Genomic DNA, 24,985 nt, shown 5'->3' with positions numbered 1-24,985 from the left:
GCCGCTCGCCACAGGAGACCCTCTCGTGTCGACCATCATCGATGAACATCGCGAATATCTCAGCGATGGCCCGCGCCTCGCCGCCTTTCGGCAGGCGATCGGAGCGCTCGTCACACCGGATTCGGTCGTGCTCGATTTGGGCGCCGGCACCGGGATCTTAGGAATGCTGGCCTGCCGCGCAGGCGCCAAGCGGGTCTACGCCGTCGATGAGGGCGGCATGATCGAAGTGGCGCGGAGCCTCTGCGAGGCGAATGGCTTCACCGATCGAATGAGGTTCATCAAGGGACTTTCCACCCAGGTCACGTTGCCGGAGCCGGTGGATCTGGTCGTGGCGGATCAGATCGGCCACTTCGGGTTCGAGGCCGGCATCTGCGAATATTTCCGCGACGCCCGCGCGCGCTTCTTAAAGCCGCACGGCCGGATGATCCCTGGTCGAATCGATCTTCATGTCGCTCCGGTCGAACACCAGGCGCTCCGCAACCAGGTGGACTTCTGGCAACAGACTCCGCAAGAAGCTCCAATCGAGTTCGATCTGAGCCCAGTCCATCTATCGGCCTTGAACAGCGGCTATCCGGCCAAGCTCCAGCCGGATCATTTGCTCGGTCCCTCCGTCATGGCCGTCTCGTTCGATCCCTCAGAGGCGCCGGAGCCGTTGCGGTTTCGTACGGAATTGACAGTGGGACGGCCTGGGCTGCTCCACGGCATCGGTGGCTGGTTCGTCGCGCAGCTCGCCCCCGGCGTGACACTGTCCAACTCGCCGCTCTTCGCCCAACGGATCAATCGCCGCAACGTCTTCTTTCCCATCGCCCGGCAGGTTCCGGTCGAGAAGGACGAACGGATCGACCTCTCGATGACGGTGCTGCCTTCGCAGACGCTCGTGTCCTGGAAAGTGCAAGTCTGGCGTGCCGAATCACCAACCCAGCCAGGCCCGCGGACCATCCTGGCGGAATCGTCCCATTCGACGATGCAGGGCCTGTTGCTGAGCCGGGAAGACCTTGAACGCACCAGGCCCGATTTTGTCCCTCGCCTGACTCCTTGGGGAGAGGCGAGACAGACTGTGCTTGCCTGCTGCGACGGCAGCCTCCCGCTCGCCGCGATCGAGCAGGAGGTCCTGCGTCGGCATCCGGATCTGTTCCCCAATCTTGCTGTTGCCTCGGCCTTCGTCGCCGAGGTCGTGATCAGGTACAGCCGGTGACGGTCCTGGGCCGTCTCATGGACGTCCCCTACCGGTACTCGTTTGCCGACCTGACCGTCCTCAGCGATACGATCCTGCCTGACCTCGCTCCTCAATCACGCGACTCGTTCCAAGCAGCCGATCAGGAAGCTCCGCTCGCCGTCACCTTCTCGAACCGCTCGTCCCGGTTTCCCCCGCCTGACCGCTGGCTGGCCCGAATCGGGCGAAGGCGGCGGCCCTGGATGTGCTCGGGCCTCACGAAACAAGGCTATCTGCTTCGATTCCCCGGTGTTGCAGACTTTCTGCTTGATCCCGATGGTCGAACGGTCCAAGGGCGACCGGACGGGCGGACAACCAAGCGGCATGTCGCTCACGTCTTGCTGGACCATGCGCTGCCTCTTGCCCTTTCGCTGAGACAGAAGACCGTTCTTCACGCCTCGGCGGTTGCCACCGAGCATGGCTGTTGCCTGTTTATCGGCCCCTCCGGCTCCGGCAAGTCCACGCTCGCGGCAAGTTTCCTGGCCGATGGGGCTGATCTCCTCAGCGACGACTGTGTGATGCTCACTGAACGATTCGGAACGGTCTGGGCCATTCCTACTTACACCAGCCTGAGGCTCTGGTCAGATTCATTCCGCCGGCTCGCTTTGTCCCGGCCCGCTGAACCGATCCGCTTCGGTTCGTCCTTCAAACATTCGGTCCTACTGGCAGCCGGAGGATCGCGCAGGGCTTATCCGGTGCGCCGGATCTACCAGCTTACTCCCCTTCCGGAACGACGTCGGGGACAGACTGGCGCGTTCGGAGTCGCCATCGCTAGGCTCAGCCCGCGCGAAGGTCTGATGCAACTGCTTACCTCACTGCGGCGGGTGAACATAATGGACCCTGCAGGCCTGATCCAAGCAATGGACGACCTCGGTCGCATCGTCGAGCTGGTCCCGGTCAAACGGTTGAATGTTCCCCGCCGCTATGACCGTTTGGATGAGGTTCGTCAAGTCGTCCGGCGGGACCTGCCACAATCCTGACGAGCGATGATTACAAGGACCCTCCATCCATTGCTCGTCGCCTCGCTCGGCCTTACGCGCGGTTCGGAACCAGCCGGGCTCCCATCGCCTACCGACTGGCCCGATGTGATCGAGCAGGCCGAGCGACATCGCCTGACTCCCCTGCTTCACCACTACCTGCTCCGGACAGGATTGTTTGCATCGTTGCCCGATGCCGCACAGGACGAGTTGCGGGATCGGATCGCCAGAATCACTGCGCGGCACCTCTCGATCACCCACGCGCTGACCACCATTTTGAAACGCTGCGCGGCCGCGGCCATTCCCTGCGCACCCCTCCGTGGACCGGCCCTGGCGACACTGCTCGATCCCTCCCTGACCATCAGGGCCATGGACGACCTCGATTTACTCATCCCCAAACGGTTGCTTGGCACGATGGTCGCGCTGTTGGCAGATCTGGGATACCGCCACATCGAACAACGACCCGGCTTCGCCCGGAGGTTTTCCTACGCGACCTCGTTCGTCGCGTCGGCGCCGACGCCGCTCTCTGTGGATGTCCATTGGACCCTGGCCTACCCGCCTGATCATGATCGGATCGAGATGGAGGGCGTCTGGCAACGAGCCGAACAGTGGGAATTCGACGGGTCGCCCGGTTGGGCGATCAGCCCGCCGGACCTGCTGATTCATTTGTGCGCCCATTGGCGTCATAAGGGCGGACAGGAACCGCTCTTGTGGCTTGTTGAACTGGACCGGTTCATTCGCCACAACCAGACCCTCGACTGGTCTCTTATGCGTGAGCTTGCCCGCGACAGCGGGCAGTGGCCCACGGTGCGCGAGACGCTGGTGGAGATGCAGAACCTTTGCGAGACACCGCTTTCGGAGTTTGTGCTCGATCCCGCTGCTCTCAGCGCCCAGTCGGCGTCCCCTCCTCTTGCAGAAGCCGGCCCGCGAGAGGAGTGGGCACAATTGGCGTCCTTGCCGGATCTGTTTACCAAGCTTCGCTATGCTGGCTCGCTCCTCTGGCCTTCGCCGGACTACATGAGCTGGCGCTATGGCGCCTTCACCCCGATGGCGCTGTTCCGGGCCTACCTGCGCCGTTCAGTGGAGCTGACCTGGTCCGTCGCGACCTGGCGGCTGGCGCGCCTCTGTTCCTCGATCGCGCGCCTCTCGCCTCGGCTCACATTCTTCAAATAACCCTGTCCAGCAACCGGCCGTTGGCAAGGCGACACCCTCCCCCCGCTTGTTCCGCATGTCTGCAACCCCATGTTATGATGTGTGTCGCTGGGCTTACCCCTCACCGCTCCTCTCCGGGGTGCCTGTTGCTCTCCCATTGCAACGGGCCATGGGAGAGGGGAAGACCCTGAAAGTTCGGTTCGGAGGCAGCTTCATCAATGGACGACCTGCACGACAAAGACCTCCATTACATGCGACTGGCGATCGATGAAGCCAGGCTCGCCTCTGCGCGCGGAGAAGTCCCGATCGCGGCGATCTTGGTCGGGAACGACAAGATTCTCGCTCAGGCTCACAATTTCAGAGAACTCTGGCAGGATCCGACAGCCCATGCGGAAATGATCGCCATCCGTGAGGCGGCCACAAGGCTCGGCACCTGGCGACTCACTGACATGACTCTCTATGTGACGCTCGAACCCTGCACGATGTGCGCGGGGGCGATCGTCCTGGCACGGATTCCCCGGCTGGTGTTCGCCGCGCCGGATCCCAAGGCAGGGGCCTGCGGCTCGCTGTTCAACATCACGCAGGATGAGCGGCTGAACCACCGGGTCGAGGTCGCGAGCAGGGTGCTTGAACCAGAAAGCCAGGAACTGCTCCAGAGTTTTTTTCGAAGTCTGCGCGAGAGGAATGACCAGCGCATCAGCCTGAAATCAGAGGTCTGATCACACCCAAGCCTGTTCACTCCCGTTCGTCCAACCAGCGACGGATCAGACGAAGGTCTGGTTGATAGTGCCCAACCCTCCATTCCGTTCCTTCGGCAGCCACGGCGCCGAGACACTCAACCGAGAGCGGCACAAATCGAACCAGCCAGGACCGCGCCTTCCCCTCCCCTTGAAGCCGTGCTGTCGCGGAACGGCCTCCCGGATGACCAATCACCTCGCAGCGTGAAAGGCCTCCGGCTAGGCCCAGACCGGTGGCCTTCAACACCGCCTCCTTCGCCGTCCAATACAGGATGAATTCCTTTTCATAGCGAGGTCGGGGCAGCGAAGCAAAGTGCGCCCGTTCGGCTGGAGCAAAATATCGCTCTACGATCGCCTGCGCCCGAACCGGGCGAGTCAGCGCCTCGACATCCACACCGACCGACCGGCCGCTCGCTATGGCAATCATCGTCATGTGACCGGAATGCGCCAGGTTGAACTCTAGACATAACGAGTCGGTTGCATTCAACAGCCTGGGCTTGCCGTTCGCGTGGGACTGAAACCGCAGTCGCTCGGGTTGCGCATGGAGGTACCGGCTCAGGACCAGACGCAAGAATCCGTGCGCGAGGATAAAGTGCATCCGATGGGCCGGATCGGCCAGACGAACCGCCCGCTTCCGTTCCTCCGCCGAAAGGAGACGAGTGAATCGCCGAACAACGGGACGGAACGTCCGGACATCCGCCGTCCACAGGTGCACCGAGCGGGCATCCAGCGCGGGCACCTCAATCGGCCTGACGCGATTCGGTTTCGGTCTTGTCGCGATCATATTCGGAAACTGACGGCCGCCGATGACAACCATTTGAAAATTGCCGCCGCGCCAGGTAATCTTCACGGACTTGTACGGCCAGAACGGAGAGGTGACGGAGTGGCCGAACGTGCCGGTCTCGAAAACCGGTGTCCGGGTAACTGGACCGAGGGTTCAAATCCCTCCCTCTCCGCCATACCAAGCTTCGCTTGAGCCGGCGGCTCACCCGGCGAAGCCGCTCTTCCTTGCGCCGCCGGAGAAACGCCTCCAGCGTTCTTCCCCTTCTCATGAACCACGCTTTGCGTGAACGGCGGGCTCTTCAAGCGCAGCTTCTCTCAATTGCCGCCCGCCGAGAAATACCTTTAACATCCTTCCGATTTGTTGCTTGAGCCGCCGGCTCTTCAGGCGCAGCCTCTCTTCATTAGGCGGCCGGAGAAGTACCTCAAGGAATTCCTTTCTTCCTTTCGATTGGTCCGCCATTGGAGCCATTTCATCGCCGGAAAGCAAGTAAAGAGGGAGGGATTTGAACAGGGGGTCTGCGGGGGATGTGTCCCCCGCATGGAGAGCGTACGAGGGGGCTGGCCCCCTCTGTAGGAGCGCGACTTCATATCCCTCCCTCTCCGCCATACCAACCTTCGGTTGTACCGGCCGCTCATCGGCCGAAGTCCCTCTTCATTGCGCGGCCGGAGAAACACCACCAGTGTTCTTTCCCTTCTGATGACTCTTGCTTGGCGTGTACGGCGGGCTCTTCAGGCGTAGCCTCTCTTCATTGACGCCAGCGGAGAAACCCCGTTAGCATCCTTCCCAATCTTATACCACGATTGAATTCAGCAACTGGATCTCCCGTCGTTTGAACTCTGGCGTGAACCGTCGTCGTTGGCCAATGTGGTACCTCCTCGGGGGCCTATCGTGTTCCCTTTTGAAGTGTCGGTCAAACTCGGCCCGGCTCAGGTTTCTTCCCGTTCCAGCATTGAACGAGATTGTTCTGAGAGGGGGCTCCGGAAATTCGGACAGTGTGGTAAGTGGTAGCCTGGCTTCACCACCGCCACCGCGAGGTGGCCGACGAGAGGAGCGAGGCAATGAAACGCACGAGACGGAATCATGGCGCCACCTTCAAGGCGCAGGTCGCATTGGCCGCGGTCAAAGGCGACAAGACGCTCGCCGAGTTGGCCGAGCAATTCAGCGTCCACCCCACTCAGATCACCGAATGGAAGCAGCAACTGGTGGGCCGGGCGGCGGACGTGTTTGGCGGGACGAAACCGTCGTCGGAGGCACCGGATCTCAAGACGCTTCATGCGAAGATCGGGCAACTGGCGTTGGAGAATGATTTTTTAGAAGGCGCGCTCATCAAGGCGGGCTTGCTGAGCGCAAAGCGATGATCGATCGCACGCATCAATTACCAATCGGGCGGCAATGCCAACTGCTGAAGCTGGCCCGGTCCACGGTCTACTACCAGCCCGTGCCGGTGTCGTCGGAGACGCTGGCCCTGATGCGCCGGGTTGACGAACTGCATCTGCAGTATCCGTTTGCCGGCGCCCGGATGCTCCGGGATGTCCTCCGGGGCGAGGGCCATGGAGTCGGACGGCGCCATGTGGCGACGCTGATGCGGCGCATGGGGATCACGGCAGTCTACCGCAAACCCCGCACCAGTCACCGGCATCCCGCCCACCGGATCTATCCCTATCTGCTGCGCCAGCTCACGATCACGCGTCCGAACCACGTGTGGGCGGCGGATATCACCTACATCCCGATGCAGCGCGGCTTCGTCTATCTCTGTGCCATCCTGGACTGGGCCAGTCGCCGGGTGCTGGCGTGGCGGCTGTCCAATACGTTGACGACGGACTTCTGCGTGGAAGCCGTGCGGGAGGCGATCACCCGGTATGGTTGCCCGGAGATCTTCAACACCGATCAAGGCTGTCAGTTCACCAGTCAGGAATTCACCGGGCTTCTGACAGCCCACGGCATTCAGATCAGTATGGATGGAACCGGGCGTTGGCGCGACAATGTGTTCGTCGAACGGCTGTGGCGGAGCCTCAAATATGAAGAGGTCTATCTCCACGCCTACGAGACCGTTACCACGGCCCAACAGGGGTTAGGACGCTACCTGACTTTCTATAACCAGACGAGACCCCATCGGGCTCTTGACGGGCGGACGCCGGATCGCGTGTACTTTGACAACCTGCCCGCACGGCACACTGCCGCGTAGGCAAAACACCGCGAGGCGCCACTTAAGAACTGAAAGATTCTGTCCAAACAAGCGGAGCCACCTCACTGGTCGGTTTGCCTCGATTGAACCGCTTTACGATCTCAAGTAGTATCTACACCGTATCTACTCTAAGGAATGGAGGTCGGCAGAGATGAAAACCACCGCCCAGAAGTGGGGCAACAGCTTGGCCATCCGAGTACCGAAGAGCATTGCCCAGCAGGCGGGGCTCAAGGTGAAAGATGATCTGGAGATCGAAGTACGAAAAGGCGCGCTTGTGCTAAGGCCGCACTTGCGTCGTGTCTATCGGCTCGAAGATCTGGTCAGGCGGATCACCCCGCGTAACGTCCACAGAGAGATTGACTTCGGCGGGCCAGTGGGCCGAGAGGCGTTGTGAAGAGCCGGCGGCCTTATGTGCCGGACCGTGGCGACATCGTCTGGCTGCAGTTTAGTCCACAAGTGGGCCATGAACAGGCCGGACATCGACCAGCCCTTGTGCTTTCTCCGGCCAGCTACAATCGCCGCAGCGGGCTCATGCTGTGTTGCCCGATGACTAGTCAGCGGAAGGACTATCCCTTCGAGGTGGTGATTCCGGGTGAACCGGATCAGAAAAGTGTCGTGCTCGCGGACCAGGTTAAGAGTCTGGATTGGAAAGCCCGGAAAGCGGTGAAAAAAGGGACTGCCCCGGTTGGCGTGATCGCGGATACACTCAGCAAACTTCAGACGTTGCTGTGACAATCACAAGGGTTATCGCTAACTCTGATGCATAGGCGATTCGGAGAGCGTTGAGAAGGAAACAATGAGAAGCCCGGCCTTCGTCCTCCTGGTTCTTCTCGGGGCCTCTGTAAGTCAATACTCATGCCTGACCCTATTTGTTTTAACATCCTTCCGATCTCTCGGTTGTACCCGCCGCTCACCGGGCGTAGCTCCTCTATACCAAGCTTCGCTTGAACCGGTGGCTATTTTGCGCCTTATCGTAACTGACGCCACCGGAGAGACACCTCAAGTGTCTTTTCTCTTCTAACCGACCTTCGGTTGAACCGCCGGCTCTTCAGGCGCAGCCTTCTTCATTGCCGCCCGCGGATAAACACCACCAGGGATTCCGCCCTTCCTTTCAATCCCAGTAAGACTCGATCGTACACCTATCGCTACCTACACTTTACCCACAAGAAATGGATCGACGAATGAGGCTGGTCAAGCTTACCTCACTCCCATCCCGCCGCCTGTAGCTTTTCCCCGATGTACTGGACCTGTTCATAAAGAAAACGATTCACTCGTTCCATGAAATCCTTGGAAAGAACGACTTTGGTTTCTTGCATGGTTACGGGTGCCCAGGCACTGATTCTTTCAATTGCTTTTATGGCTTCAACCTGTCGGTTCTTATCGGTGATGTTGGAATCATTGTGAACAATGAGATTCCGAAGAGCATTAAGATCTTTGAGTTTCTTCCAGGAGGCCGCTTCGAATGGTTGCGGTATCCCAACGACCTTCTTGATGTAGGTATAGGCACGATTGATTCCTTTATCTTTCAAATCCGACAGCTTCACATCGTTTGGATAATCCTTTTCCAATTCGGTGCACGCCTCGTTCATAGCGAACTCGAACTGGTTGTAAAGCGAGATGAATATGGCATAACGAACTGTGTTTGGATAAAGGGTGGCAAAGGCCCATGAATTCAAATCTTCTCTGGCGCTTCGTCGGGAGAGTTTTTGAATGTCAGCCCAATACTGTTCGCCTTCCGAAGTCAGATATTCTTCAAGTTTGGTAAACAGATTGATGTAATGCTGTGAGAGAAATTGATGAATAGTAAAACGAGCAATCGGATCGCCTTGTCTACCTGTACGGCGTAGATTGAGTTCTGGAAATCTATGGGACATAGCAGCCTCTCTAACTTCAGAAACCATCAATCGCGATCTGGCCGAATCCGTGCCCTCACGATTACGGATAAAGTTCAGAGGAGAGAGAACTAACAAAAACAGATTGGAAAGGATAGTTCCGTCACCGTTCAGCCCCAGTTAGGAATGTTGGAGTCTTTTGCAGGTCGGGCAGTTTCTCATGTGTTCAGACATCTCGGCGATTTTCTCCAGGGAAAGAGAAGAAGAGTCCAACATGTAGCCAGTTGCGACGGGACAAATCCCCATTTTGTCTGCGAGGCTGAACATTGAGGCTTCCTGACCAAGGGCCAATGCACTCAATTGTTCCCGGCGCGCATTTTCATCTTTTGGCAAAGCAGCAATTAAGGCAAATGCCTGCTTCACCGAGGACTGGATCAATGGTTGGTAGAGTTCCAGAACGGCGGCACCAATAACGGCGAGAGAATTAGAGTCCAAAAAATAGATAGTGATGCTCTGCGAAGAATTTAGACATTCAACGACCCGTCTGTGGTTTGGGTCAGCCACATTCCAAAAAATCTCGAACGACAAGCCGCTGCTAAGGTCGTCTTCCAGATTGAGAAACCAACGAAGTAACAGGTCGGTCTCGAATGGCTTTACACTGAGACATTCAAAGATAGGTAGGGGATCACTTATGACCCAGTGGTCTTTGGCCTCAATTTTTAAGAGTGCTATTAGGTCACCATCCTCGCCGAATGTGACTACGGATGTGCAGTCTGGATGCTTCAAGTCCGAAACGTCGACGTTCCCAAGATTCGCTCCCTTAATTAACGGAACGCAATTCCATTTCTTGACGTCCAGGTCGGCACCCGATGCGGAACAGAGCCACTTACCTGTGTCCCGGTCAAATTCAACTGGGGAGCCACAAATACACACTTTTCTAATCGTCGCCTTGAAAGATCCCCGGTCATCGATCTCGACCTCGTTTGGTACCTGGGTGTCCTTAACCCGAAAGGTCGCAATAGTCAGGTAGTGTGATTCGAACGAATCCATGATCGGGCAAGCATACTCGAATTGGCCCGCGGGGAGCCACATAGAATCGAGCGAGAAATCCGTGAAGTAAACATTCGCAGACTCCGCATAACCGATTGTGTACGGTCCCAGGGACAGGCAGGCAATTGAATTGGCTGGCAGCAATAGATTCCCCCGCCTTTACAGGCGGGGCCCTGCCGCTGGATTAGCAAGCCCTGAGGTTGGCGAGACAGTGTTACTCGTTACGTCCCTAGGAGTAACCCTGACCAAAAACATGCAGGCGGTACATATCTGGCTCTTCCCTCCACCTAGAGAAACCGTAACAATCGAGGACGTGGCGACGGCTAATATCCAAGAGCAAGAGCTTGAGGGTCTGCCTGACTGTTAACGGAACGCAGACAGGTCACCAGATTGATTATTGCTGATCATCCCTGACCTCACCTACTCTCAAAAGGCAGCAGCAAAGAACTCATCTGCACTCGTGTTTGCGAAGGGAGTTGGAGCCGCGCTGCCATCTGCCGGTATTGCAAACAAGTCCCGTGGGGTTGAGGAGATCTGCCCGCCGGTGCGTCGCTCATAAAAGATCATGCTGCCTAGAGATCCAACAAAGTCCTCGTTGTCCTGGCTTGCTGCGAGGGGTGTCAACCCCGTTCCATCTAACCGCACGCTGTAAAGGTCCAGTGGGCCAATCGGCGAGCTGCCTGGCTGTTGTCGTTGAAAAATGAGGCGATCACCGACGACAGCCGCGAATAACTCATCGAGAGCACTAGTCACAAGGGCTACTTCTCCTCCCGTGCCATCGGCTCGGATGGCGTAGAGGTCATCCTGGCCCCCATTATCGCGGCGGAAAATGATGCGGTCGCCAGCGACTCCAGCAGTGAATTCATCTCCCGGACCGGTAGCCAGGGGTACTTCTCCAGTACCATTCAGGTTGACGCTATAGATATCGGTTTGGCCATTCACTGTTCTTTCGTACACAACTCGATCACCAACCACCACAGCAAAGAATTCATTGCCTGGGTTGAGGGAGAGCGGAGTAGTCCCCGTACCGTCCAGATTGACCGCATAGAGATCAAACTGGCCGCCACCTGCTACTCCCCGCATGTAAATCATACGGTTACCCGCCACAGCCCCGAAAAATTCACTGTCCGGACTTCCGGCGAGCGTAATGGGGGCACCCGTACCGTCGATATTCGCGATAAGAAGGTCTGCGGGAGATGAGGGGTCATTGCGTCTCACAAAGATGAGCCGGTTTCCCACCGTGGCTTGATCGAACTCTTCGAGGGCAGTCGTTGCGATCGGACGAACGTCGGTTCCGTCAGCATTGATGCTGTAGATGTCCGTGTTGTTGCTTTGCGGGTTGACCTGGCTCCCGACCCGTCGTTCATAAATAACCCGCTCGCCGACGATACTTCTAAAGTATTCATCATCCCCGCTACTTGCCAAAACCCGTTGTGTCGATCCATCAAGACTTACACTGGCCAGATCCCTGAGTCCGCCTATCGTCTGGGAAATGCCATACACCAACCAGGTTGCTGTCACACCACTTGCGAATTCATCGGCCCCGGTACTGACCAACTGAGCGGCACCTGTGCCATCAAGATTGACCTTCCAAATATCGCGAGGAACAAGAGGTCCCACAGGGCTTGTATGATAGATGACTTGATTCCCAACTACGCGAGAGAACCGCTCGCTGATTGTGCTGTCAGCCGCGAGCGTGACTACTGCGCTACCATCGATGTTGCTGAGATACATATCGAGATTCCCATTGGTCGAACGACCAAGAATGACTTTCGCCAATGGAGATGGGCCGGGGGATTTTGTCCCCACAAAGATGAAGCCATTCGTTCTGGCGCTGTTAACAGCGGCACTATAGAGTCGATTCGATCCTGCGTCGAAGTACCCTATGCCGGTAACCGTGCTATTTCCGTTAGAACATACACCACCCCCGAAGGTGACTGTGACGTCGTACACATTCCCCTTTGCTCGTGGAGCGACGGTTCCCGTAAAGGTGCAGCCGCTATTCCCAACACCTGAAACGGCACCACTCTGTGAAATAGCCACAGTCGCAGACTCGCCGATGCTCCCTACAACAGCGGCTGTTCCTGAATAGGAACCCGCGATCGTGGCAAGAGACGGGGTTAGATCATAGGCAGCGTCATAGACACCGCTAAATGCAACGGCCTGGTTCAATGATGGATACGTGATGGTCCCGCTCAGCGACTGCTTTGCCACATAATTCCCTGCGATGGTGGCATTATTTATTCCACCCCCTTCAAGATTGAAGTCTCGTGCATCCATGGAAGAAAAGTTGCCATTGCTGGAGCTTGAGGTGCCTTGAACACCTCCTGCGATAATTGAGCTGTTGTTGGGCGCCGAGTAGAGAACCCAAAAACTGCCGTTGTCTAGGATAATGCCTGTGACAGTTCGAGCCGTGGTTGTAGTCCCGGTCCAGAGTCCTTCGGCTGTCACAGCGGAAACAGGCGGTGCGCTTGTCCCTTGGTCCCCTCCACTACTACATCCTGCGAGGCACAACAAGGCATTCGCCAGCATGACCTGAACGGAGGCCATTCGGTTGTTTTTCATCTCCATCCCTCGCAAATAGTTCCTGACCGTAGGACCAGGCTGTTTCGTCTCTCCAAGGTTTCGGAACCCTGAGAAGAGCGGGGCATTCTCGACCTCTGTCACGCATGTAGGCAATACCACGTTTAGGGAACATCTAAGGTTCCTTAGGGAAATTGGACCATTTAGTTGCCTCGCGTAATTTCCCAAATTTTCAAGACGGCTCTTCAGGAAATCGTGTGTGATGCGCCGCCGCTCCACCCGGTCGGTGACTTCCTGGCTGACATATTCATGACCGCTTCTACTGCAACCGCCGTGCGACCCGTTGCGATCAAAGAGCAACGGGTGGAACGTCACGAACCGTCATGAAGAATGTGGGCTAGACCATCCGGACATACTCCCCGGCCGCCGCCCCGTGATGGTCCTTCCGGAAAGTACAAGCGAACTGATGAGAAATCTTGTGCTCTCCTCGCCGTTGCGCTATCTTCGCACACCGTGACGCTTAAGATTGGGCTCGTACAGATGCGGTGCACGGGCGATGCGCGCGAGAACCAGGCGGCGGCCGAGGAGGGGATCCGCGCCGCGGCAAAACGGGGCGCGAAGGTCGTGTGTCTTCCCGAACTCTACCGCAGCCTCTACTTCTGCCAGAGCGAGGACCACGCGAACTTCGCGCTGGCGGAGCCGATCCCCGGGCCCTCGACGAACGCGCTCGGCGCGCTCGCGAAGAAGCTGAAGGTCGCGATCGTCGGCTCTCTCTTCGAGCGGCGCGCGGCGGGGATCTACCACAACACCGCGGTGGTGCTCGACGCGGACGGCTGCCACGTCGGCACCTATCGGAAGATGCACATCCCGGACGACCCACTCTATTACGAGAAATTCTACTTCACCCCTGGCGACCTCGGATTTCAGGCGTTCGACACCAAGCACGGCCGCATCGGGACCCTTATCTGCTGGGATCAGTGGTACCCGGAAGCGGCGCGCCTGACCGCGCTGCGCGGGCCGACGGTCCTGTTCTACCCCACCGCAATCGGTTGGCACCCGAGCGAGAAGAAGGAATGGGGCGAGTCGCAAATCTCCGCGTGGCAGACCATCCAGCGCTCGCACGCGATCGCCAACGGGGTCTACGTCGCCGCGGTCAACCGCGTGGGCCACGAGGGGGCGAGGACCGCGGGCATCGAGTTCTTCGGCGCCTCCTTCATCTGCGACCCCTACGGACGCATCCTCGCCGAGGCGTCGAGGAACCGGCCCGCGGTGCTAGTGGCGGAGGTCGATCCGAGGACCGTTGAGACCGCGCGTCAGCACTGGCCGTTTCTGCGAGACCGGCGGATCGACGCGTACGGCCCGATCACGGAGCGGAGCCTCGAGAAGCGATGACGGTCCCTCCCGCCCGCCGCGGGTACGCGATGCCCGCCGAGTGGGCTCCCCACCGCGCGACGTGGATCGCCTGGCCTCACCACCGGGCGGACTGGCCTGGCAAGTTCGCGGCCATCCCGTGGGCCTATGCCGAAATCGTCCGCATTCTCTCGCGCCACGAACGGGTCTGCATCCTCGTCCAAGACGCCGCCATGGAACACCGGGCTAAAGGCCTGCTGCGGAAGGCCGCCGTTGACCTAAAGCAGGTCGACTTCTTCCGGATCCCGACCGACCGCGTCTGGACACGGGACTCTGGACCCATCTTCGTGAAACATAAGGACGGCGGGAGGATCGCCACCCACTGGAAGTTCAACGGGTGGGCGAAGTATCCCAACCACAAGAGGGACGACCTGGTGGCCCCGCGAATCGCCAAGGCCGCGAATGTCCCTGAATACCGCGTCGTCCACGGCCGCCGCGATGTCGTGCTGGAGGGGGGCGCGATCGACGTCGATGGCCGCGGAACCCTGATGGCGACTGAGGAATGCCTGCTGTCGCCGGTCCAGGCGAGAAATCCCGGCCTCGGCCGCGAGGGGATCGAGCGCGTCTTTCGCGAGGTGCTCGGGATCACGCAGGTGATCTGGCTGGGTCGCGGCATCGCGGGGGACGACACGCACGGCCACATTGACGACCTGGCCCGCTTCGTCGGACCAGGCCAGATCGTGCTCTGTGAGGAGAAGAACCCCAAGGACGAGAACTATGTGATCCTGAACGAGAACCGCGAGCGCCTCCAGTCGGCTCGCGACGCGTCGGGACGGAAGGTGGATGTGATTCCGCTACCCATGCCGGCTCCGCTCCTGTTCGATGGGATGCGCCTTCCGGCAAGCTATGCGAACTTCTACATCGCCAACAACGTTGTGATCGTGCCGACCTTCAACGATCCGAACGACCGCCTCGCGCTGGGGCTGCTGGCCGAGCTCTTTCCTCGCCACGTCGTCGTGGGGATCCATTGCGTCGATTTCGTCTGGGGCCTGGGCACGCTCCACTGTGCGACGCAACAGGAGCCTCTGTAAGGAGCATGGAGCGATTCAACGCCACCTCAGGCCTTGCCATCGGGCATATACCCCTCCCCTTCACACTCCCCTGCTCTTCTCCCCTAACGCTCGCCTGAGTTCGACCATCCCCAACGTGTCTCTCGCGCAATAGGCGCGCAGCGCGTCCGCGATGCGCTGTCGCTCCACCCAGTCGGTGACTTCGAAGACCATCCGGACGTATTCGCGGGCCGCGACCGCCCCGTCGCCGATCTCGAGATCGTCATAGGACAAGCCCGGCACCACCGCCGGGAGCACTGACTTGATCGAATAGGAGCCGCCGAAGGCCGGATGGTAGTAATGCTCCTGGACGATCGCCAAGAGGTCCCACAAGCGCTTGATGACGGCCTGCAAGGCGGATCGATGCGGTGGAAATAATTCGGCCAACTGTTCGAGCACCGACCGTTCATATTGGGAATAGACGCAGATCGTCCCGCGGTCCCCGAGCGAGTCCAGCAAGCGCCGTGTGAATTCTTCGCGCGGATCCTCAGGGGCTTCAGAGAGATAATCCTGATGAAGGAGGCGCCCAGCCTCTGTCTCGATATGATCGGACCACTGGACCGGAATCAGTTGATAGGGGCGCGTCATCGGATAGCGCGGGATCGCCGGCATGAACGTTTCAAAATCGAGATGGTGGACGGGGTACCGCACCCTGGCCAGGGCGTCGGCCAGAGCCGGGCCGATCCATTCCCGGTTGTCCTTGACCCGGCGCTGAATGATCGTGAGCGACACGGATTCGGGAATCTCGTCGATCGTTTCCACCCCTTGATCGATCAGCACCTGCGCCGTTGTCTTCCGGCCCGGCAGATGGTACACCCAGCGAGCTGGTTTCGCTTGTGTGCAGTGGTCCCAATAGGGACATTCATAAGGCGTATGGCAATGCGCGCCGGGCTGGATCGCCGGAGAAGCGGGCGATTCGATCATCGCCCGCATCGCCGCCAGGCGGGCCGGCAAATCCTTGAGCCGGTCCATGACGAGCTCGGTCACATCGCACAGGGTGAACAACTGCGTGAGATCGATCTCACCGCCCGGATAGAGGTATTCGCTATTGAGGTGCATCAGGCAGACGCCGGACAGGGAAAGTCCGACTCCGATCGCGACATAAGCTTGGATGGCCAGATCGTCGAGGTGGTACCCTTTGAGGCGACCTGAGGACTTAACCTCAATCAAGCGCCAGCACGCTCCGTTCCCGTCCGCCGGCTCTTCGCGCTGGAACACGTCCACCCGTACGAGCGTGCGCTCGAAGAGCAGCGCCGCCTCGAAGATGGCCGGCACGGTCGGGTCCGCCATCAGCGCCGCCGTCTGGTCGAGCGCATCTTGCTTGTGCCGGTAATCGGCCTCGACCAGCTTGCCGCCGGGAAAATACCCGCGGGCTGTTTGGCCGACCGTCGAGCCCATGTCCAAGATGGCTTGGGTGGACGCATCCGGCGGCCGCGCCAGCTCCGGCGCGTGAATGTCTAGATAGAGCCGTTTGTGGCATTGGAGGCCGGCGAGGTAGCGAGATTTGGAAAGACGGGCCATGGAGAAAGGCGCGTGGAGAATGAAGTTGCGTATGCCGATCAACGTACAAGACCGTTTGTGATACTGTCCAGCCTCACCCTGTGTCCGCCTTGGTAGGACGGTGATCCTGTGAACGGTCGCGTGAATCAGATCCGTTGGTCGGTCTTGACCCTGGCGCTCCCGGTGACCGTGAGTAGTCTCCTGCAACGGGCCGAAGGCATTCTCGGGGTGTTTCTGGTCGGGGGCCTGGGCGCCGAGCCGATCGCGGCGGTGGGATTGAGCCAGCTCTTGATCTTCATCGCCACCACATTGCTTGCCGGATTTTCGGTGAGCGGCAACGTGCTGGTTGCACAGCTCTGGGGCGCCCGCCGGACCCGCGATGCCGGCGCCGCCGCCACGCACCTGCTGCTGATCGGCCTGGCGGTCGCCGGTCTCCTGGCCCTGATCGGGGCCTTGCTCAGCCCCATGCTGATGCGGCTCCTGGGCGCGGAGCCGTCGGTCGTGACCATGGCGCGGCCCTATGTGACCGTGATCTTCGCGATCCTGCCGATCACCGTGACCATTCAGATCTGTTCGGCCGTTCTCCAGGGCACGGGCGACACCCGCACCCCGGCCCTTGCGCTGATCATGGTGAACGCGGTCTATGCCGCTCTGGCCTATGTTTTGATCTATGGCAAAGCCGGTTTCCCGTTACTGGGCGTGCGGGGCGCGGCGATCGGCGCCGCCGTCGCCGAGCTCGGCGGCGCCCTCTTTCTCCTCCGCCGGAGCCGCCACCTGTTGAACTGGCCGGCCGGCGTCCGGTGGGACCTGCTCCGGTCCGCCTGGCAGGTGGGAGCACCGGCCTCCGGCGAACGAGTTGTCCAACAGGCCGGCGTGCTGCTCTATACCAAGCTCGTGATCGCCTACGGGACGGTCGCCTATGCCGCGCACCAGGTGGGTCTCTCGATCGAAGCCCTGTCGTTTCTGCCGGGCTACGGATTTGCGGTCGCGGCCGCCTCGATGGTGGGCCAGAGCATCGGGGCGGGCAAGTATCAGCGGGCCAAGATGGAAAATTGGGAGGCGAACCGCCAGGCGGCGCTCATGATGGCGGGGATGGGCATCGTGTTCTTTTTCTTTCCCTACGCCCTGCTCCGCCTCTTTACCGACGAGACCGCGGTGATCGAGCTCGGCACGTCGTTTCTCAAGATCGTGGCCCTGATCCAGATCCCGCTCGCGCTCACGATGGTCCTGTCCGGCTCGTTGCGCGGAGCCGGCGACACCCGCTTCATCATGGGGGCCACGTTTGTCGGGATGTGGGGCGTGCGGATTCCGGTCGCCTACGCGATGTCGCACCTGCTTCCCGGCACGGTGATCGCGGTCTGGTGGGGCATGGTCATCGACTGGACCGTGCGCATGGGGCTGCTCATCTGGCGCTATCGCTCCGAACGGTGGCAGCGGATCAAGGTCATTCGGTAGCTCTGACGCTGACATGTCCGATCGGAGCAAGTCATGTGAGGAAGCTTGACTTAGTCTCTATGATGATCCACTATATGGTCATGATTAAGATCAACATTCACGAAGCCAAAACCCATCTCTCCCATTACTTGGCTAAATTGAAAAAACAAGGGGAAACAATCGTGGTCTGCAATCGCAATCAACCGATCGCGGAGATTCGTCCCTTGCCGGCGCCTCCCGCTCGCAAGCGCCCGCTTGGATTGGCCAAAGGGCTTTTCACAATCCCCAAGGAGTTCTTTGAACCGCTGCCAGACGATCTCCTCGATTCGTTCTCCGGCAAGACAGGATGAAGCTGCTGTTAGATACCTGCACGTTTCTTTGGATAATTACCGACGATCAAGCCCTGTCGGGCCGTGCAAAGGATCTCTTCACCGATCCGGCCAACGAAGCCTATCTCAGTGCTGTTTCGGTCTGGGAAATGGCGGTCAAGTTCAGCCTTGGCAAACTCCCTCTCCCTGAGACGCCGGAACGGTTTATCCCGGAACAACGCGAACGCCACGCCATCGTTCCACTGGCACTTGAGGAGCAGGCCGTGCTTTACATCCATCGCCTTCCTGCGCTTCATCGGGATCCCTTTGACCGTATATTGATCTGTCAGGCCATCCAACATGAACTCACCTTGCTGACCCCTGACCCGTTGATTACACAATATGCGGTGAAAACCGTCTGGTAGGAACGCACCCGCTGCCGCATCGAGCAGCCCTGAAGTCACACCTGGAACTGAGCCCCGTAGAGGCCTGCGTAGACCCCTCCTCGCTCCATCAGCCGGTCGTGCGTGCCTTCCTCGACGATCCGCCCGTGGTCCAACACGATGATCCGATCGACGTCATGCAGGGTCGAGAGCCGGTGGGCGATGATGAAGGTGGTCCGTCCCCTGGTCAGCTCGCTGAGGGCCTCGCGGATTTTCACCTCGGTTTCGGTGTCGATATTCGACGTGGCTTCGTCAAAGATGACAATCGGAGGATTCTTGAGCAGCACGCGGGCGATCGACACCCGCTGCTTTTGCCCCACGGAGAGTTTGACACCGCGCTCGCCGATCCAGGTGTCATAGCCTTCCGGCAACGCCCGAATAAAGTCATGCGCCCGCGCCGCCTTCGCCACCGCCTCAATGCCGGACTGATCGGCCGAGAGGTCGCCGTAGGCGATGTTCTCGCGCACGGTCCCGTTGAAGAGAAACGGTTCCTGCTGCACCAGCCCGATCTGGCTCCGGAGAAAGGCCAGCGGCAGATCCCGGACATCGTACCCGTCGATCGCCACCGATCCGCCCTTCACGTCGTAAAACCGCATCAGCAGCTTCAACAGGGTGCTCTTGCCGGCCCCGCTCGGCCCGACCAGCGCCACCCGCTCCCCGGCTTTCACGGACAGGGTCACGTCCCGCAAGACCGGCACATCCGGCCGATAGTAAAAATGGACCCGGGAGAACCGGACGTCGCCTTCCAGACGATCGGCCGGGGCCGCTACGCCTGGTTTATCTGTCACCTCTGGAATTGTATCGAGCACCTCGAACACGCGCTCGCTCGCAGCCAAGGCATGTTGCAGCATGTGGTTGACGGAATGGATTTGGTTGATTGGCACGTAGAACAGAGCCAGGTACGAGAGGAACAGGACCAACTCGCCGAGCGTCAAGCGGCCTGCGAGCACCTCGCCCGATCCGTACCACAGGATCAACACCGTCCCCAGGCTTCCGACAAAGATCATGCTGGGGGAATAGACCGACCAGAGGTACATGGCCTTGAGGTTGCTCTGGCTGTACTCCTGACTTAGCCGATTAAAGCGGCCCTGCTCGTAGGCCTGCCGGTTAAAGCCCATCGACTCACGGATCCCGGAGATCGCATCCTGAAGGTAGGCATTCAGCTCAGCCAAGCCCTTCCTCACCAGGTGATAGTAGCCATGCACCTTGGTCGTAAAGCGGCTTGCGGAAAGGACGAGGATCGGGATCGGCACCAAGGCCAATAAGGCCAGCTTCCAATTCAGACTGACCAGCATGACCATGATGCCCAGCAGGGTCAGGGAGGCGGTCAGCACTCCCTCCAGGCCGTCGATGAAGATCCGCTCGACATGCTCCGTATCGTTGGAGATGCGGGACATGATCTCGCCGGTGGAACGGTTCTCAAAATAGCTGATCGACAGCCTTTGGAGCGCCGCGAAGACCTCCTTGCGCAGATCGTGAACGACCTGTTGCTCCAGCCGGTTGTTCAGCCTGATCCGAAAGGACGCAAACAGATTTTTTAACCCGTAGGCCAACACCAGGCCGGCCAGTATCCAGGGTAGCAAGGAGGGTTGATTCGCCTGGATCACGTCGTCGATGACGACCTTGATGAACCAGGGGGGCACCAGCTCCATGGCGGTCGCCGAGGCGGCGCAGAGCACGGTGGCCGCAGCCAGCCACCGGTAGGGACGAAGATAGTAGAGGACGCGTAAGAGGGACTTCACGAGGCCTTAATGAATGATCGTTCCCTCATGATACAACATCGGCGTGCGCGGGACAGACCGTTCGAAGATTTTTCTCAGGCGGGCTGGCCCTATCAGCAATGGGTCCGTTCTGTCAGGGACGGTCTCGTGTCCTTGCCGGTTCCCACACGGACTTCGATCCGGCCGACGCCCTTCACGTTGGCACAGAGGTCGCCAAGGCCCGGCGTGACCAATCTGAACGGACCGCCTTTCGCATCAGGCAAGGGCTCTCCATCCAGTTCGTAAATGAGCAACCCATGCTCGCGCGCCTGCTGCAACGTCAAGGTGGCGGCGTACCTGCCGTCCAGCGAATGAAACGTCACATGATCGGCCTCGATTTCCAACGCCGGCACGTTGAGCAGTCCGCTCACCCTGATCGCCCGCCCCTTCATCCCCGACGTGACGGTCCCGACGTCGGCCACCTGGTGGTCCTGCGGCAATTGACCGATTGCCTGTCGATCAAGGGTCACCGGTTGGACCACGGCCCCGTCGATCCGGAGGATGCCCGGTCCTGTCCGGTCTTTGGTGGTCACAACCTTGATCATCGCCGTCAACGCCTCGTTGACCGGCGTGGGGATGCCGAGTTCGCGTGCCTTTTGTACGATGTAGCCGTTCAAGTAGTCGATCTCGGTCGGCCGGCCCGCCTTCCAATCGTCGTACATGGAGGTATGGATGTCCCGCAACTCCTGCGACCACTTGACGACCCGGTCCGCCATGTCCGGCGCGAGCGGCACCTTCAGCGCGGCCGACACCGCCATGACTTCCTGGACGATCGTATGGATGACCCGCAACAGTTCCGGATGGTCCAGCGCCTTCGCCACCCGATCGTTGACGAGGACCGTGAGCGGGTTGAACACGCAATTCCAGCACATCTTCTCCCATTTGCTGCGTCGTACGTCCTTGGAGAGTTGGCAGGGAATGCCGGCCTGTGCAAAGAGATCGCGGATCTGCAACAGGCGCTCGGTCTCGTGCCCCATCAGCTCGCCGATCGCCACCGCGCCCTTCTTATAGTGCTCGATCACGCCCGGCTCGGCGATTTTGGAATAGATGAACGCCACCCCGCCGACGACGCAATCTCGTTTGAGCCGGGCGATCAGCCGGTCCTCTGTATCCACGCCGTTTTGCAGGGTCAACAAGACGGTCTTCTCGGTCATGACCGGCTCCAGTTGCGCCATCGCCTCGTCGAGGTCGTAGGCCTTGACCGACAGGATGATCAGATCCGGTGCGGACAATTCCCTGGGATCGGAGGCGGCGGGCGGATGCACTGTGAACGAGCCTCCGGCGCTGCGAATGGTCAGGCCGCGCGCCTTCACGGCCGCCAGGGTCCTGGACCGCAATAGGAACGAGACGTTCGGATTGACTTTGGCGAGATGGGCCCCGAAGAAACCGCCCACGGAACCTGCCCCCACGATCATCACATTGCGCATGATTCATCCCCCCGACGAGACAAATGAGAGCGGTACTATAGCACGGAGGAGAAAACCCCGACACCGGCGTATAATCGCGTCTCGTCATGAGCAACAGGATTGCTGAGGTCAGGGAACGAGTGGCGGGGGCGCAACGCGTGACCGTCCTCACAGGCGCCGGCGTCTCGGCGGACAGCGGCGTGCCGACATTCCGCGGGACGGACGGGCTCTGGCGGAACTTTCGCGCCGAGGATCTGGCCATGCCGGAGGCATTTGAGCGAGATCCTCGGCTCGTCTGGGAGTGGTACAACTGGCGCCGGGAGTTGATCGCCACCAAGAAGCCGAACCAGGCCCACGAGGCTCTCGCGACCTTGGAGCAGCAGGTCCCGGACTTCTGGCTGATCACTCAAAATGTGGACGGCTTGCATCGAGCGGCTGGCTCGACCAAGCTCTCGGAGATTCACGGCAACATCTGGAAGGTCCGTTGCACCGGTTGCGGCGCGATCGGAGAAAACCGTGAGGTCCCGATCCGCCTGCTCCCCTATTGCCCGGGCTGCGGAGGGCTGCTCAGACCCCATATCGTCTGGTTCGGGGAATCCCTGGCGCCGGAGGATATCAATCGGAGCTATGCCGCACTGGAAGGTTGCGAGGTCTTACTGATCGTCGGCACGTCTGGGATTGTCTATCCCGCCGCCTCGTTCGCCCCCATCGCCAAGGCAGCCGGGGCCTTCGTAGTTGAAATTAACCTAGACCCGACGCCCAACTCCACCCTCGTGGATGTCTCATTGCAGGGGCGTGCCAAGGATGTGGTTCCGCTGCTGGTTCCCTGAGAGGGCTCCACGGATCGGTCGACACTTGTCTGCATCGACGGCTTGGACCGCCCATCGGTAGACTCTCGACTATCGTGGATTCAGCAAGTCCGACAGTTCAGACAAGGTTTTGATCGTCTGAAACGGATTGAGCCCCTGAGGCGGCTCGCTCTCCGGTTGCTCGCCCTGACGCTGGATCAACAGGCCGGCCAGGCCTGCCCTCTGCGCGCCCACCACATCGTCCCGAAGACTGTCTCCAATATGCAGGGCTTCCTCCGGGTCGAGCGCATGTTTTTCCAAGGCCAACCGAAAAATCCCTGGTGCCGGTTTTGCGGACCTGGCCAACGACGAAATTGTGACCGTATCGAAATAGTCGGCGATCCCGAGCCCCTTAAGGACGCCGAACAGTCGCGAGTCAAAGTTCGAAATGATGCCCAGTTCCAATCCGCGATCCCGCAGGCCCTTCAATGCGTCGATCGTTTCCGGATACAGCTCCCAAAATTCCGGACCGTCGAAGCGCCGAAACACCTCTTCAAAAAAATCGTCGAACCGGTCGAACATGCCCACGCGATAGAAGACATTGTGCACGACATCGAACCACCAGAGCCGCTCGCACCGTTTGATCTCGGCCGGATCGGTGACCTGGAAAGCCGGCGGCGGCGCATCCTGCATCGCGCGCTTGAAGGCTCCCTTGATCGCCTCGCGCGAGTCCGGTCCGCGGCGGAACCCATACGGAACCGCCAGATCAAGGTAGATGTCGGCGACGGACCGCTTCACCCGAAACAGCGTCCCGGCCGCATCAAAGAACACGACGTGGATCGGCGAATCCGTCAATGCCATCCCCGGCTGGTCCCCGCACCGATCAAACACACCTCGATGCTCACTTGGCAAATCGTCATGCTAACCACGTGAAATCGGGCATTTCTTTTGACAAGGTCCACCCCCTCTGCTAGCGTCGATTCCATTGACAACAAGGGGTTTCTCATGGCGTCCAAACTCTTTGTCATCGACAGCAGCCCGGCCGTCCGCCGCATGATCGAACAACTGTCCTCCGACCAAGGATACGAAGTCTACAGTTTCCTGGACGGCCCCTCCGCCCTGGAGGCTGCCAAGAAGATGGCGCCGAAGGCCGTCATCGCGGACTATCACCTGAACAAGATCACCTTCTCCAGTTTTTGCAAGGAACTCAACAAGCTGGATAATCTGACCGACACCCCGATCATCTCGCTGATCGACTCCGCCGATCACCCGGACGAAGGATTGTACCGCTCGCTCGGCGTCGCGGTCTTCCTCACCAAGCCGATCCAACCGGGCAGCCTACTGGACACTCTGCAGTCTCTGGAAACATCCGGACAGGCGGCAGCCAAGAAGAGCAAAGCCAAACGGACTTGGCCCCCCACCTCACAGGCCACCGACCTGGAGGAAGGTGACAGCCCGGCCGAAGACGGTGAGGAGCTGAATTTCTCCTTCGAGCCTGCCGGCTCCAAGGAGGCCTCCCCCCAGGGACCATCAGCCGATCCACCGGCACTCGCGCCACACATCGATCAACCGTCGCCGCCGGATCAGCCTCGCGCCACGGCCCTTACGCAAGCGACCGAAGCCCGCCCCTCTGAGACCCGTTCCTCCCAACCCTCATCGTCGCCGAGACCTCCCATTGCACCGCCGCACTTGGAGATGGCCAGCAAGACCTTCTTCGATGCCATGGCCTCGGGCGTCGCCAAGCAGGTGACCGAGTCCCTGACAACGTCGGTTCAGAGCCTCGTGTCCCGTGAGGTGGACCGTCAGGTCAACGAGAAGGTGCAGGATGCGGTGCGCGCGCACTTGGCCGAAGTCCTCTCGCCGACCGCCGTAGCCGGTTCAATCGAGCCGATCGTGCGGCGGGAGTTGCCCAGTCTGGTCAGCCAGCAGATCTCGAGCCATCTCGTCTCGCTGGAGCCGACCGTCCTTCAGCGGATGGAGGAAACCACCAAACCCGCCATCGAATCCGCCGTCCAAGCTGCGGTGGAGCAAGCCGTCCTGACTGCCATCGAACAGGCCGTGCAGGAGATCGTCCCCGCCGTGGCGGAAACTCAGGTGAGTGAAGAAATCAAACGCTTGAGTGCGCTCGAATAGCCACCTCCAAGCAGGAATCCAGACCGTCAGGACTTCTTCGTTTTCTTCGCCGCGGCCCGTCGCGCGCGGGCCAATGCCTTCATCCGTTGCACATTCTTCCGGTGTTTCCGCCTGACCTTCCGATCCTTCTCTCGTCCTCTCGGCATCGTGATCCTTCTCCGGGTTAAGTGGGCGCGCCCGCATTCCGTCGCGGCGGAGGCGCTCGATCTATAACACAGGAGTTTCGGACGTACAAGCCGGATCCGGCCGGTGCGCGCTTCTTGTTGCGCTCCGGCACGCATGCTAAGATGCGCTCCTTCAT

General features: G+C 59.8%; 22 protein-coding genes and 1 tRNA gene. 15 read left to right on the top strand and 8 right to left on the bottom strand.

Annotated elements, in window-relative coordinates:
* Positions 1–25: 25 nt before the first annotated feature.
* The 4 genes from QWI75_RS10705 to tadA all read left to right on the top strand — a co-directional run bounded on the left by QWI75_RS10705 (position 26) and on the right by tadA (position 4,061).
* On the top strand, positions 26–1,195 hold the full coding sequence (locus QWI75_RS10705; protein WP_289268569.1) for a 50S ribosomal protein L11 methyltransferase: 1,170 nt from the start codon (positions 26–28) through the stop codon (positions 1,193–1,195).
* Positions 1,192–2,193, top strand: a complete 1,002-nt coding sequence (locus QWI75_RS10700; protein ID WP_289268568.1) for a phosphoenolpyruvate carboxykinase (ATP) — start codon at positions 1,192–1,194, stop codon at positions 2,191–2,193. Before QWI75_RS10705 ends, QWI75_RS10700 begins: the two co-directional genes overlap by 4 nt.
* A gap of 6 nt (positions 2,194–2,199) precedes the next feature.
* Entirely contained in the window at positions 2,200–3,363 is a 1,164-nt protein-coding gene (locus QWI75_RS10695; RefSeq protein WP_289268567.1) for a nucleotidyltransferase family protein, read from the top strand.
* 197 nt (positions 3,364–3,560) lie between these two features.
* The gene (gene tadA, locus QWI75_RS10690) at positions 3,561–4,061 is read left to right on the top strand and encodes a tRNA adenosine(34) deaminase TadA (protein WP_289268566.1); all 501 of its coding nucleotides are present in this window, start codon (positions 3,561–3,563) and stop codon (positions 4,059–4,061) included.
* Between the two features lie 16 nt (positions 4,062–4,077).
* Here the strand turns inward: tadA and QWI75_RS10685 are convergent, their stop codons facing one another.
* Complete coding sequence (locus tag QWI75_RS10685; RefSeq protein WP_289268565.1) at positions 4,078–4,929, bottom strand: 4'-phosphopantetheinyl transferase family protein; 852 nt, start codon at positions 4,927–4,929, stop codon at positions 4,078–4,080.
* Between the two features lie 19 nt (positions 4,930–4,948).
* On the opposite strand from QWI75_RS10685, the gene QWI75_RS10680 reads away from it, so the two are divergent.
* The 4 genes from QWI75_RS10680 (at position 4,949) to mazF (ending at position 7,780) form a co-directional block, all read left to right on the top strand.
* A tRNA-Ser gene (locus tag QWI75_RS10680) sits at positions 4,949–5,038 on the top strand.
* Positions 5,039–5,921: 883 nt separating this feature from the next.
* Positions 5,922–7,048 (top strand): IS3 family transposase gene (locus QWI75_RS10675; protein WP_289268564.1). Its coding sequence is split into 2 segments (ribosomal slippage): positions 5,922–6,168 and positions 6,168–7,048, totalling 1,128 coding nucleotides; the frame shifts between segments, so codons are not numbered across the junction.
* 151 nt (positions 7,049–7,199) lie between these two features.
* The gene (locus QWI75_RS10670; RefSeq protein WP_289268563.1) at positions 7,200–7,442 is read left to right on the top strand and encodes an AbrB/MazE/SpoVT family DNA-binding domain-containing protein; all 243 of its coding nucleotides are present in this window, start codon (positions 7,200–7,202) and stop codon (positions 7,440–7,442) included.
* Complete coding sequence (mazF, locus tag QWI75_RS10665) at positions 7,439–7,780, top strand: endoribonuclease MazF (protein WP_289268562.1); 342 nt, start codon at positions 7,439–7,441, stop codon at positions 7,778–7,780. Before QWI75_RS10670 ends, mazF begins: the two co-directional genes overlap by 4 nt.
* 470 nt (positions 7,781–8,250) lie before the next feature.
* Here mazF and QWI75_RS10660 read toward each other — a convergent pair whose 3' ends face one another.
* From QWI75_RS10660 to QWI75_RS10650, 3 genes are all read right to left on the bottom strand, one after another.
* Positions 8,251–8,949 (bottom strand): hypothetical protein, encoded by a 699-nt coding sequence (locus tag QWI75_RS10660; RefSeq protein ID WP_289268561.1) that lies wholly within the window; start codon positions 8,947–8,949, stop codon positions 8,251–8,253.
* Positions 8,950–9,060: 111 nt separating this feature from the next.
* Entirely contained in the window at positions 9,061–9,930 is an 870-nt protein-coding gene (locus tag QWI75_RS10655; protein ID WP_289268560.1) for a hypothetical protein, read from the bottom strand.
* Positions 9,931–10,356: 426 nt separating this feature from the next.
* On the bottom strand, positions 10,357–12,495 hold the full coding sequence (locus QWI75_RS10650) for a DUF5050 domain-containing protein (protein WP_289268559.1): 2,139 nt from the start codon (positions 12,493–12,495) through the stop codon (positions 10,357–10,359).
* A gap of 471 nt (positions 12,496–12,966) precedes the next feature.
* Here QWI75_RS10650 and QWI75_RS10645 point away from each other — a divergent pair, with 471 nt between their 5' ends.
* Positions 12,967–13,845 carry a carbon-nitrogen hydrolase gene (locus QWI75_RS10645; protein ID WP_370693566.1) on the top strand — a complete coding sequence of 293 codons (879 nt, stop codon included), beginning with the start codon at positions 12,967–12,969 and terminating at the stop codon, positions 13,843–13,845.
* Entirely contained in the window at positions 13,842–14,894 is a 1,053-nt protein-coding gene (locus QWI75_RS10640; protein WP_289268557.1) for an agmatine deiminase family protein, read from the top strand. The genes QWI75_RS10645 and QWI75_RS10640 overlap by 4 nt, the downstream gene beginning before the upstream one ends.
* Before the next feature lie 60 nt (positions 14,895–14,954).
* On the opposite strand, the gene QWI75_RS10635 is transcribed toward QWI75_RS10640, so the two are convergent.
* Positions 14,955–16,433: a DUF2779 domain-containing protein gene (locus tag QWI75_RS10635; RefSeq protein ID WP_289268556.1), complete on the bottom strand. Its 1,479-nt coding sequence runs from the start codon at positions 16,431–16,433 to the stop codon at positions 14,955–14,957.
* Between the two features lie 108 nt (positions 16,434–16,541).
* Between QWI75_RS10635 and QWI75_RS10630 the strand changes: the two genes are divergently transcribed.
* From QWI75_RS10630 to QWI75_RS10620, 3 genes are all read left to right on the top strand, one after another.
* Positions 16,542–17,867, top strand: coding sequence for an MATE family efflux transporter (locus tag QWI75_RS10630; RefSeq protein ID WP_289268555.1), 1,326 nt, complete (start codon positions 16,542–16,544; stop codon positions 17,865–17,867).
* Positions 17,868–17,947: 80 nt separating this feature from the next.
* A complete protein-coding gene (locus QWI75_RS10625; protein WP_289268554.1) occupies positions 17,948–18,196 on the top strand; it encodes a type II toxin-antitoxin system Phd/YefM family antitoxin in 249 nt (82 codons plus the stop codon).
* Complete coding sequence (locus tag QWI75_RS10620; protein ID WP_289268553.1) at positions 18,193–18,579, top strand: type II toxin-antitoxin system VapC family toxin; 387 nt, start codon at positions 18,193–18,195, stop codon at positions 18,577–18,579. The genes QWI75_RS10625 and QWI75_RS10620 overlap by 4 nt, the downstream gene beginning before the upstream one ends.
* A 35-nt stretch (positions 18,580–18,614) precedes the next feature.
* Here the strand turns inward: QWI75_RS10620 and QWI75_RS10615 are convergent, their stop codons facing one another.
* Both QWI75_RS10615 and QWI75_RS10610 read right to left on the bottom strand, forming a co-directional pair.
* On the bottom strand, positions 18,615–20,339 hold the full coding sequence (locus tag QWI75_RS10615) for an ABC transporter ATP-binding protein (RefSeq protein WP_289268552.1): 1,725 nt from the start codon (positions 20,337–20,339) through the stop codon (positions 18,615–18,617).
* A 92-nt stretch (positions 20,340–20,431) separates the two neighbouring features.
* Complete coding sequence (locus tag QWI75_RS10610; RefSeq protein WP_289268551.1) at positions 20,432–21,784, bottom strand: 2-dehydropantoate 2-reductase; 1,353 nt, start codon at positions 21,782–21,784, stop codon at positions 20,432–20,434.
* An 86-nt stretch (positions 21,785–21,870) separates the two neighbouring features.
* Here QWI75_RS10610 and QWI75_RS10605 point away from each other — a divergent pair, with 86 nt between their 5' ends.
* On the top strand, positions 21,871–22,593 hold the full coding sequence (locus tag QWI75_RS10605; RefSeq protein WP_289268550.1) for an SIR2 family NAD-dependent protein deacylase: 723 nt from the start codon (positions 21,871–21,873) through the stop codon (positions 22,591–22,593).
* A gap of 69 nt (positions 22,594–22,662) precedes the next feature.
* On the opposite strand, the gene QWI75_RS10600 is transcribed toward QWI75_RS10605, so the two are convergent.
* Complete coding sequence (locus tag QWI75_RS10600; RefSeq protein WP_289268549.1) at positions 22,663–23,412, bottom strand: HAD-IA family hydrolase; 750 nt, start codon at positions 23,410–23,412, stop codon at positions 22,663–22,665.
* Positions 23,413–23,556: 144 nt separating this feature from the next.
* Here QWI75_RS10600 and QWI75_RS10595 point away from each other — a divergent pair, with 144 nt between their 5' ends.
* Positions 23,557–24,684, top strand: coding sequence for a response regulator (locus tag QWI75_RS10595; RefSeq protein WP_289268548.1), 1,128 nt, complete (start codon positions 23,557–23,559; stop codon positions 24,682–24,684).
* The last annotated feature ends 301 nt before the right edge of the window (positions 24,685–24,985 follow it).

Source organism: Nitrospira tepida, from assembly GCF_947241125.1.
In the GTDB taxonomy this organism is placed as follows: Bacteria; Nitrospirota; Nitrospiria; order Nitrospirales; family Nitrospiraceae; genus Nitrospira_G; species Nitrospira_G tepida.
Note: the sequence above shows the minus strand (reverse complement) of the source record. Positions and strands in the feature narration are given on the sequence as shown.

Coding starts and splice junctions, on each gene's coding strand:
- QWI75_RS10695 (WP_289268567.1), top strand. CDS start 2,200: ATGATTACAAGGACCCTCCATCCATTGCTCGTCGCCTCGCTCGGCCTT.
- tadA (WP_289268566.1), top strand. CDS start 3,561: ATGGACGACCTGCACGACAAAGACCTCCATTACATGCGACTGGCGATC.
- QWI75_RS10670 (WP_289268563.1), top strand. CDS start 7,200: ATGAAAACCACCGCCCAGAAGTGGGGCAACAGCTTGGCCATCCGAGTA.
- QWI75_RS10660 (WP_289268561.1), bottom strand. CDS start 8,949: ATGGTTTCTGAAGTTAGAGAGGCTGCTATGTCCCATAGATTTCCAGAA.
- QWI75_RS10655 (WP_289268560.1), bottom strand. CDS start 9,930: ATGGATTCGTTCGAATCACACTACCTGACTATTGCGACCTTTCGGGTT.
- QWI75_RS10650 (WP_289268559.1), bottom strand. CDS start 12,495: ATGAAAAACAACCGAATGGCCTCCGTTCAGGTCATGCTGGCGAATGCC.
- QWI75_RS10640 (WP_289268557.1), top strand. CDS start 13,842: ATGACGGTCCCTCCCGCCCGCCGCGGGTACGCGATGCCCGCCGAGTGG.
- QWI75_RS10635 (WP_289268556.1), bottom strand. CDS start 16,433: ATGGCCCGTCTTTCCAAATCTCGCTACCTCGCCGGCCTCCAATGCCAC.
- QWI75_RS10625 (WP_289268554.1), top strand. CDS start 17,948: ATGATTAAGATCAACATTCACGAAGCCAAAACCCATCTCTCCCATTAC.
- QWI75_RS10620 (WP_289268553.1), top strand. CDS start 18,193: ATGAAGCTGCTGTTAGATACCTGCACGTTTCTTTGGATAATTACCGAC.
- QWI75_RS10610 (WP_289268551.1), bottom strand. CDS start 21,784: ATGCGCAATGTGATGATCGTGGGGGCAGGTTCCGTGGGCGGTTTCTTC.
- QWI75_RS10605 (WP_289268550.1), top strand. CDS start 21,871: ATGAGCAACAGGATTGCTGAGGTCAGGGAACGAGTGGCGGGGGCGCAA.
- QWI75_RS10600 (WP_289268549.1), bottom strand. CDS start 23,412: ATGGCATTGACGGATTCGCCGATCCACGTCGTGTTCTTTGATGCGGCC.
- QWI75_RS10595 (WP_289268548.1), top strand. CDS start 23,557: ATGGCGTCCAAACTCTTTGTCATCGACAGCAGCCCGGCCGTCCGCCGC.